We start from the raw sequence: 7,016 nt of genomic DNA on the forward strand, positions 1-7,016 counted from the left end.
TTCATCTTAGAAATGGAAAATTTTTGTCCTTTAATCTTTCAGCAATTAACCGCGCCGGTGAATCACCTGTTCCTAAAATTATTCTTGCTTTACAGTAGGGGCAAATAATGCTCTGCGGCGGCAAAAATCCTTGATAAGGAATTGTCATAATAGTCTTACAATTCGAACAAACTATCGTCCAGCCATTCCATTGAGGGTCGTAAATATTAAGAGCAGCTTGCTTCACCCTCGCTTCTCCATGAGGGGCGGGGTTCATCGGATTTTCTATTCTTTTTTTCGGCTGACCGAGAACATTGGGACAGGGATGTTGCCCTGGCAGACCGTAATGCGTAGGAACATTGGGCATAGTTGTCAATATCAACTGATTACTCTTATATTGCTTAATTCCATCGGCGACTGTCCCCTCTGCTCCGATATATACCTCTATTTTTGAATCGTTGAACTTCTTGATTGGTTCAGGACCGATATTCTTGCATACAATCACACCCACTCTTTTTTTGACCAACATCGTTCCCGCCCGCAAACCAACAGCGTGCGCTTCATTGACAAAAGGATTGGGAATCGTCCAGAAAACTTTCCTGTTCACATCGTATACGATAAAATAGGGAGCTCGTCCAAAATATTCCGATATTTGGGCATTCAAGCCATTCCCTTTGGCTGGAAGAGCTACTTTGTTCACATCTTGAGTAAGGCCAGAGACACCTTTTGACCCAAGAAATGTCCATATCCCCGCTGCTATCAATACTGTAACTAAGCTTAAGGTAATTAAAAAGTTTTTATTACCTATCAGTTTCTGAATCATGGCATTCTACCCGTGCGCAAAGAGAGAGCTCTTTTCTTCCCTTGACGAATGACTACTAATTTTATTTTCCTTCCTGGTCTTATTTTATCCATCATATTATCAAAATCGGTAATAGTTTCTATCACTTTACCATTCAACTCCACAATAGTATCTCCCAATTTCACTCCGCCTCTTTCTGCAGGTGAATCCATGATTACTTCCACAACCTGCAATCCATTCTGTCTTGGTAGTAATGAAACTCCCAGCCAGGAACTATTTACTGACTTCCCGGCAACAAATATGACTTGATTAGTTGCCGGACTATCCATAACACCGGGAGCAGGATTAAAAAGAAACGGCTGGGGTGATGTTTGCGGTGTCCCCAAAGGACATCCGGGACATGCTCCCGGACAAGGCATAGCAACTTGTTGACTCGGTATCTGTGGAGTACCGAGAGGGCAACCGGGGCAAGCTCCCGGACAAGGTAAAGCTACCTGCTGAGGAGGTGACCTGAAATTCCAAGGGCACCTTGGTAAAGGGCACACACCTCGAGAATCAAGAGCTACCCCGCAATAAGGACAGGGTTGTCCCGGTCCCCAACCTAAAGCGACTGGAGAATAGTTATTGGTTGCTTGTTGAGCAACCAAAGCCACAGGAATATTTTGATTAAGAAAAGATTTAGCCTGATTAATGGGAATAGCAAAACCTACTCCGGTAAACGTACCATTGGGGGCATATATAGCAGTATTTATGCCTATTACTTCCCCGCTCATATTAACCAAAGGCCCACCTGAATTACCTTGATTTATTGATGCATCGGTCTGAATCAAACCGTGATAGGCTATTCCATCGATATTCAGGATTCTGTCTTTTGCGCTGACAATGCCTGCTGTAATCGTTTGCTCGAAACCAAAAGTGCTACCAATAGCCATAACCCAATCACCAAGTCTAACCATTTCAGAATTGCCGAGTTTGGCTACAGGTAAAGGCTCATCAGGAATAATTTTCAGTAAGGCTATGTCCATATTGATATCTATCTTTACTACCTGGGCCTGGTGAAATTTTGATTTCATAGGATTCAGACCGGTTAAGGTTACGTGTATATCTTTCGCCTGTTTAATTACATGCAAGTTTGTAAGAATATATCCCCGGCTATCGATAATTATTCCCGAACCAATTTTTTGCTGACAGGGCAGTGAAGGAACGTTTTGAGCGAAAGGGTCAGCAAAAAATATTCCTTGGGGAAGTGCGGGTAGCGTTCCATTATGAAAATTTTTAAATGCGGTAATGCCCACTACACAAGGTTTTACTCCTTCAGCCGCGCGATTAAAATCATACTGAAGATGACTTTGACCTTGCGGATTTACTCCTCCCTCAATAATCGCAGGAAAAGTTATTATCACTGCACTGATTAAAATCAATTTGATTATCTTCTGTGAACTATTCATATTTCCCTCATTCAACGATTCAGACACCAAGGTCTGTTGGGCAATCTCCCTCCTCCAGATGGTTGCTCTTGATTACTATCTATCCTCCAATGGGGACTATAAAGCGGGCATTCGGGAATATTACATTTTCCTTGAGGGTCAAGCATACCTCGACAATATGGACAAAGCGGGAAAGCAACATTTTTTACAGGATTAATATTTCTCCCTGCCTGACTATCACCGGAATAGGAGTTAAGCTGACCAGAGAATTTAACTATTGAAAAAACTATAACCAAAACAATAATAATTCCCAAAATCCAGAGCCAATTTTTGGCTTTCTCAGCAAAACAATCTTCTATCAAAACTGTACGCGGTTCGCCGGAAGATTTCTTCCTGAAGTAATATGGATACATATATTTCTTATCCTTTTGCGGGAACTAACTGAACAGATACCTCAGCGATATTCTCTATTTTTTCGTGTAAAACAGATTTTATACGCTGGATAATTTTCACTCCTTCTTGCAGAGGGCAACTTCCAGGAATAGCCACTTCTAAGTCAACCCATACTTTTCTGCCAACTTGCCTGGCCCTGACACTGCGAATCTGTTTAATTCCGCGAATATTTTTTATTAAATTTCTTATTCTAATCTCTTCAGATTTTGACGAACTATCCATTAATCCCTTGATTGCCTTCCCTATTCCTTCTCCTGTCATTTTTATAATTATTAAAGCAATTATAACAGAGACTATATGATCCAATTTTACAACGCCCAAATTAGTTCCCACAACAGCAACAATTACCGCTACAGAAGTAGCTATATCAGCACAACTCGCCCAGGCGTTGGCTGAAATAGCTACACTTCCCACTTTTTTCCCTACACAACGACCATAAGCAAAAGCCACCCAGTTTCCTAAGATAGAAACAACTGCTGCAAAGATTGCTATTAACTTAGGTGTTTTTTCTGGTCCAATCGATCCCATTTCTCCCAGAGCAACGAAAATAAAATAAACAGCACCCAACAGAAGCAATAGGTTAACAATGCCCGATGCAAGGAACTCCACTTTGCCGTGACCATAAGGAAATTTATCATTACGTTCTTTTTCTGCAATTTTCAAACTAAATAGAACAATAATAGTGATAACCACATTTGCCAGAGATTCAAGTGTATCAGCGAATAATGAACGACTGTTACTTATAAAAGTAAAAATGCCTTTAATTAAGAATAGACCCAAATTTATTCCTAAAACTATCCATTCCACTTTCTTACTACATATCAGGCAACGCTCTTCTATCATTTTTCTTATCCATCCCGTTAGAAACAGGAAACGCTTTCACCGATTTTTGAGATAACGTTTTCCCGTTTCTATTATTTCTAAGGCAGTTCACTCAAAAACAACGTTAATATTTCCTAAATATTTTATCTCCTTCATTAAATCCTGGCGAATTCGGCCTGATATTTTGTGTGCTTCATCAACTGTCTTTTTTCCTGAAAGAGAGACATACAGGTCAACCCAAATATTCCGACCAATTTGTCTGGTTCTTATATTTCTTATTTTTTTTATTCCAGAAATCTGCGAAGTGATTTTTCTGATTAGCGAGACTTCTTCCTTCCCTGCCGACTTATCCAATAACCCTGCACTACTATAATAAAGAATCTCTATGCTTAGGAAAGTGAGATGCCCGGCTTCAAAAACTGCCACCAAAGGGTCTAAGAAATAGAAGCCCATTTTGCTCCCTAAAATAGCGATAACTACCGCTAAAGAAGAGATAGCGTCAGCCCGATGATGCTTGGCATGAGTTAAAATTGCCGGGCTGTTAAGATGTTTAACTGCGCAAATGTTGTACCGATAGATTACTTCATTTGCAAAACAAGATATTAAGCCCGCTACAAGAGCTGCCCAGTGCGCAGGGATATGTTTTGCTTTGAGTACTATACCAAGAGAATCAACAAAGAGATAAACCGTTGCCGCCAGAATAATAAAACTTGTGAAAACAGAAACAATATATTCAACATTACCATGTCCATAAGGATGCTCTTCATCAATGGGTTGGGAGGAGACTTTCAAGCCAATAATCACTGCTATGGATGAAACTACATCGTGAAAAGAGTATAAAGCACTTGCTTGCAAAGCGCGACTGTGAGTTAAAATTCCAATAATTCCCTTAAAAATCGCTATGATAAAACTGTCCCAGAGTCCTATCCATGAAAGTCTGGTAGCACATAAAGCACATTTGTCTTTAGTTGTTTTCATGCCTTTGCCTGCCAAAGCGAATAATTTTTTATCATTTTCAACTTATTCTACATTTGTCCAGAGGTAAAAAAAATTAAACTGATTCTTGCTGTTCTCTGGATATTTGTTCTAACCGCTTTTTAAGTTCCTGTAATTCCTGTTTCTTCTTCTCACTCTCAATTCGGAATCGTTCTTCCATTTCTGTTATCTGTTTTTTGAGTAAATTATTTTCTTCTTCTTTGCTTTGCAGTCTCATTTCCAGTTCTGTCTGTTCAGGTTTAATTTTACTTTCTTCACCTTCTCTAATGTGTTCTAATTCCGCAACTTCTGTAATTAGTTCAGTTTCTATTTGTTCTTTTTCTATTTCTTCATTTTCAAATAAATGCCTGAATTGGAGTTGTATTTTTTCCACCTCTTCTTTAAACAGAGACATTTTCCCTTCCAATCGTTCTATTGCTTTGCTAATTTCTTGTCTTTTGTCTTCTGCCATTTGTTTCAATTTTGCTTCCTCGGATAATAACTTTTCCAAATCTGTTAATTCATTGTTCAAAAACTCTTTCAAGTAGTCTCCCTCCTTTTCTGTTCTTGTCGTTTGATTTTTAGAATACTTTTCTTTCAGTTTCGTTTTTACCGCGCCAAACATTTTATTCCTCCTATTAACAATTCTTTTTCTAGCGGGCCGATTTCTTATAACACATTTACTCCGCTGAAAGTTTCTACGGGGTTTAATAATGTATAGTCACATATGTGTATAAGATTTTTCCTGGTGTTTACGTTCTTTATTTTTTTTATCTCTTTTTTGGTTTTTTCCATATATTGCATTATTTTTTTCGCACAGCGATGCATAACCTGATATTCCTGTAACATTTCTTTAATTATAAGAATGCTTGTATCTTTTTGTTCCGAGGAGATAAATTCAACAATTTTTTTCCGCACCTCCTCAGAAGTTGAACTCAATAAATAAATCAAAGGGAGGGTTATTTTCCCTTTACGTAGGTCCGAACCCAAGGACTTCCCCATTACCTTTTCATCGCCTACAAAGTCGAGGCAATCATCAACCATCTGAAAAGCTATACCAAAGTTTAGACCATAATTAACCAATGCTTCAATCTCATTTGCTTCAACTTTTCCCAGGCGTCCTCCGCAAAAGCAGGAAAACGAAAACAAAGAAGCGGTTTTCTTTTCGATAATGGAAAGATACTCTTCCTCAGTTAAATCCCAGTCATATGCCCTGCTTATTTGTTTCAACTCGCCTTCACAAATGAGATTAATGGTATTCGCCAAACCGCGAATAATTTCAGGATAGCCCAGTTGACATAACACAGCGAATGACCGGGAAAATAAGTAATCCCCAAAAAGCACTGAAATTTTATCTCCCCACTTGGTATGAAGAGTCTCCTTATGCCGTCGAAGAGTTGTTTCGTCAATTACGTCGTCGTGAATTAAAGTAGCAGTATGAATTAATTCTATTATTGAGGTAACTTTTATTATGTTGTTTCTATCTTTTCTGTTATTGTTTCCCGCTGAAAAGGCAAGCAGTGCCAGAGTGGGACGGAGAAGTTTACCTGGAGACTCAATAATATCTTCAATAACTCGTTTCATAAGACCATCTTCTTCCCCGAGTTGTCTTTTTATTTCTTCCTTGAACTCAACTAAATCTCTTTCAATGGGTTGATAAATTTTTTTTAGTTCCATTTTTTACCTCAAACCCGCCCATCAGGGATGGGCAAAAATAAATAACAATTTGTCGAGGAAATATCCCGTTATGAGAAGCAAACCGATTATTAAGTGCAATTTTATAGTAATTGCATTTACTGGAAGTAGTTCCTCAATTTTGTCATAATTTTTCCAAGATATGGCAATCGCTTTTAAACTCAAAGGCAAACTTGCAAAAGCAAGTATGCTAAACAAGGGCAGGAAGCGAAAAATAATCCCTGTGATTATGGTGATATAAACCAGAGCCAAAAGTAAATAATATATTTTTACCGCTCTCTCTTTGCCTAATATCACTATCCAGGTTCTTTTATTAACCAACTTATCTGCTTCATAGTCGGGGAATTCATTAATATATAGCACCAACATAATCAAAATACTGATTGGTATTGAAGCTAAGAATGGTTCCACAGACATTCTCTGTGCCTGGATATAGTATGCCCCGCCAACAATTAAAGGTCCAAACCCAAACCCTACCGCTAATTCCCCTATGCCGAGATAGCCAATCCGTAAAGGCTCCGCAGTATAGAAGAATCCCAACAGTACTCCCACCAATCCAAGAATTAAGATTATATTTCCTTTTGAGACCGAGTTTAAATACAAACCAACTACGCTTCCCAAACCGAAAAACATCAGTGCAGAGTAAAATATCCGCTTGGTTGGAATCAAACCTTGTTGAATTATTCTACTTCCTCCGCTAAAAGGAGTGGGATGAAGATTTAATTCATCGTTTTTTGATTTATGGTCATAAAAATCATTTGTAAGATTAGTTCCCGCATGGACAAAAATAACCCCAATTAAGGTTAACAATAATTTCATCCAGAAGATTTGCCTTGTGTGAACCCAGGCGATAACAGTGCCTA

8 protein-coding genes are annotated in these 7,016 nt (G+C 38.6%); all 8 read right to left on the reverse strand.

Annotated features, from left to right (window positions below; all coding sequences use genetic code 11):
- Window position 1: 1 nt before the first annotated feature.
- A complete protein-coding gene (locus VMW39_07900; GenBank protein HUW23939.1) occupies window positions 2-802 on the reverse strand; it encodes a NifB/NifX family molybdenum-iron cluster-binding protein in 801 nt (266 codons plus the stop codon).
- On the reverse strand, window positions 799-2,229 hold the full coding sequence (locus VMW39_07905; protein ID HUW23940.1) for a trypsin-like peptidase domain-containing protein: 1,431 nt from the start codon (window positions 2,227-2,229) through the stop codon (window positions 799-801). Before VMW39_07905 ends, VMW39_07900 begins: the two co-directional genes overlap by 4 nt.
- Before the next feature lie 11 nt (window positions 2,230-2,240).
- Complete coding sequence (locus VMW39_07910; GenBank protein ID HUW23941.1) at window positions 2,241-2,621, reverse strand: hypothetical protein; 381 nt, start codon at window positions 2,619-2,621, stop codon at window positions 2,241-2,243.
- 7 nt (window positions 2,622-2,628) lie between these two features.
- Window positions 2,629-3,504, reverse strand: coding sequence for a cation diffusion facilitator family transporter (locus VMW39_07915; protein ID HUW23942.1), 876 nt, complete (start codon window positions 3,502-3,504; stop codon window positions 2,629-2,631).
- Window positions 3,505-3,591: 87 nt separating this feature from the next.
- Window positions 3,592-4,461, reverse strand: a complete 870-nt coding sequence (locus tag VMW39_07920; protein HUW23943.1) for a cation diffusion facilitator family transporter — start codon at window positions 4,459-4,461, stop codon at window positions 3,592-3,594.
- A gap of 73 nt (window positions 4,462-4,534) precedes the next feature.
- Window positions 4,535-5,083, reverse strand: coding sequence for a hypothetical protein (locus tag VMW39_07925; protein ID HUW23944.1), 549 nt, complete (start codon window positions 5,081-5,083; stop codon window positions 4,535-4,537).
- Between the two features lie 44 nt (window positions 5,084-5,127).
- Window positions 5,128-6,135: a polyprenyl synthetase family protein gene (locus VMW39_07930; GenBank protein ID HUW23945.1), complete on the reverse strand. Its 1,008-nt coding sequence runs from the start codon at window positions 6,133-6,135 to the stop codon at window positions 5,128-5,130.
- Between the two features lie 21 nt (window positions 6,136-6,156).
- A partial coding sequence (menA, locus tag VMW39_07935) for a 1,4-dihydroxy-2-naphthoate octaprenyltransferase (protein HUW23946.1) occupies window positions 6,157-7,016 on the reverse strand: 860 nt, incomplete at its 5' end.

It is taken from the genome of bacterium, from assembly GCA_035530055.1.
Classification (GTDB): domain Bacteria; phylum UBA6262; class WVXT01; order WVXT01; family WVXT01; genus WVXT01.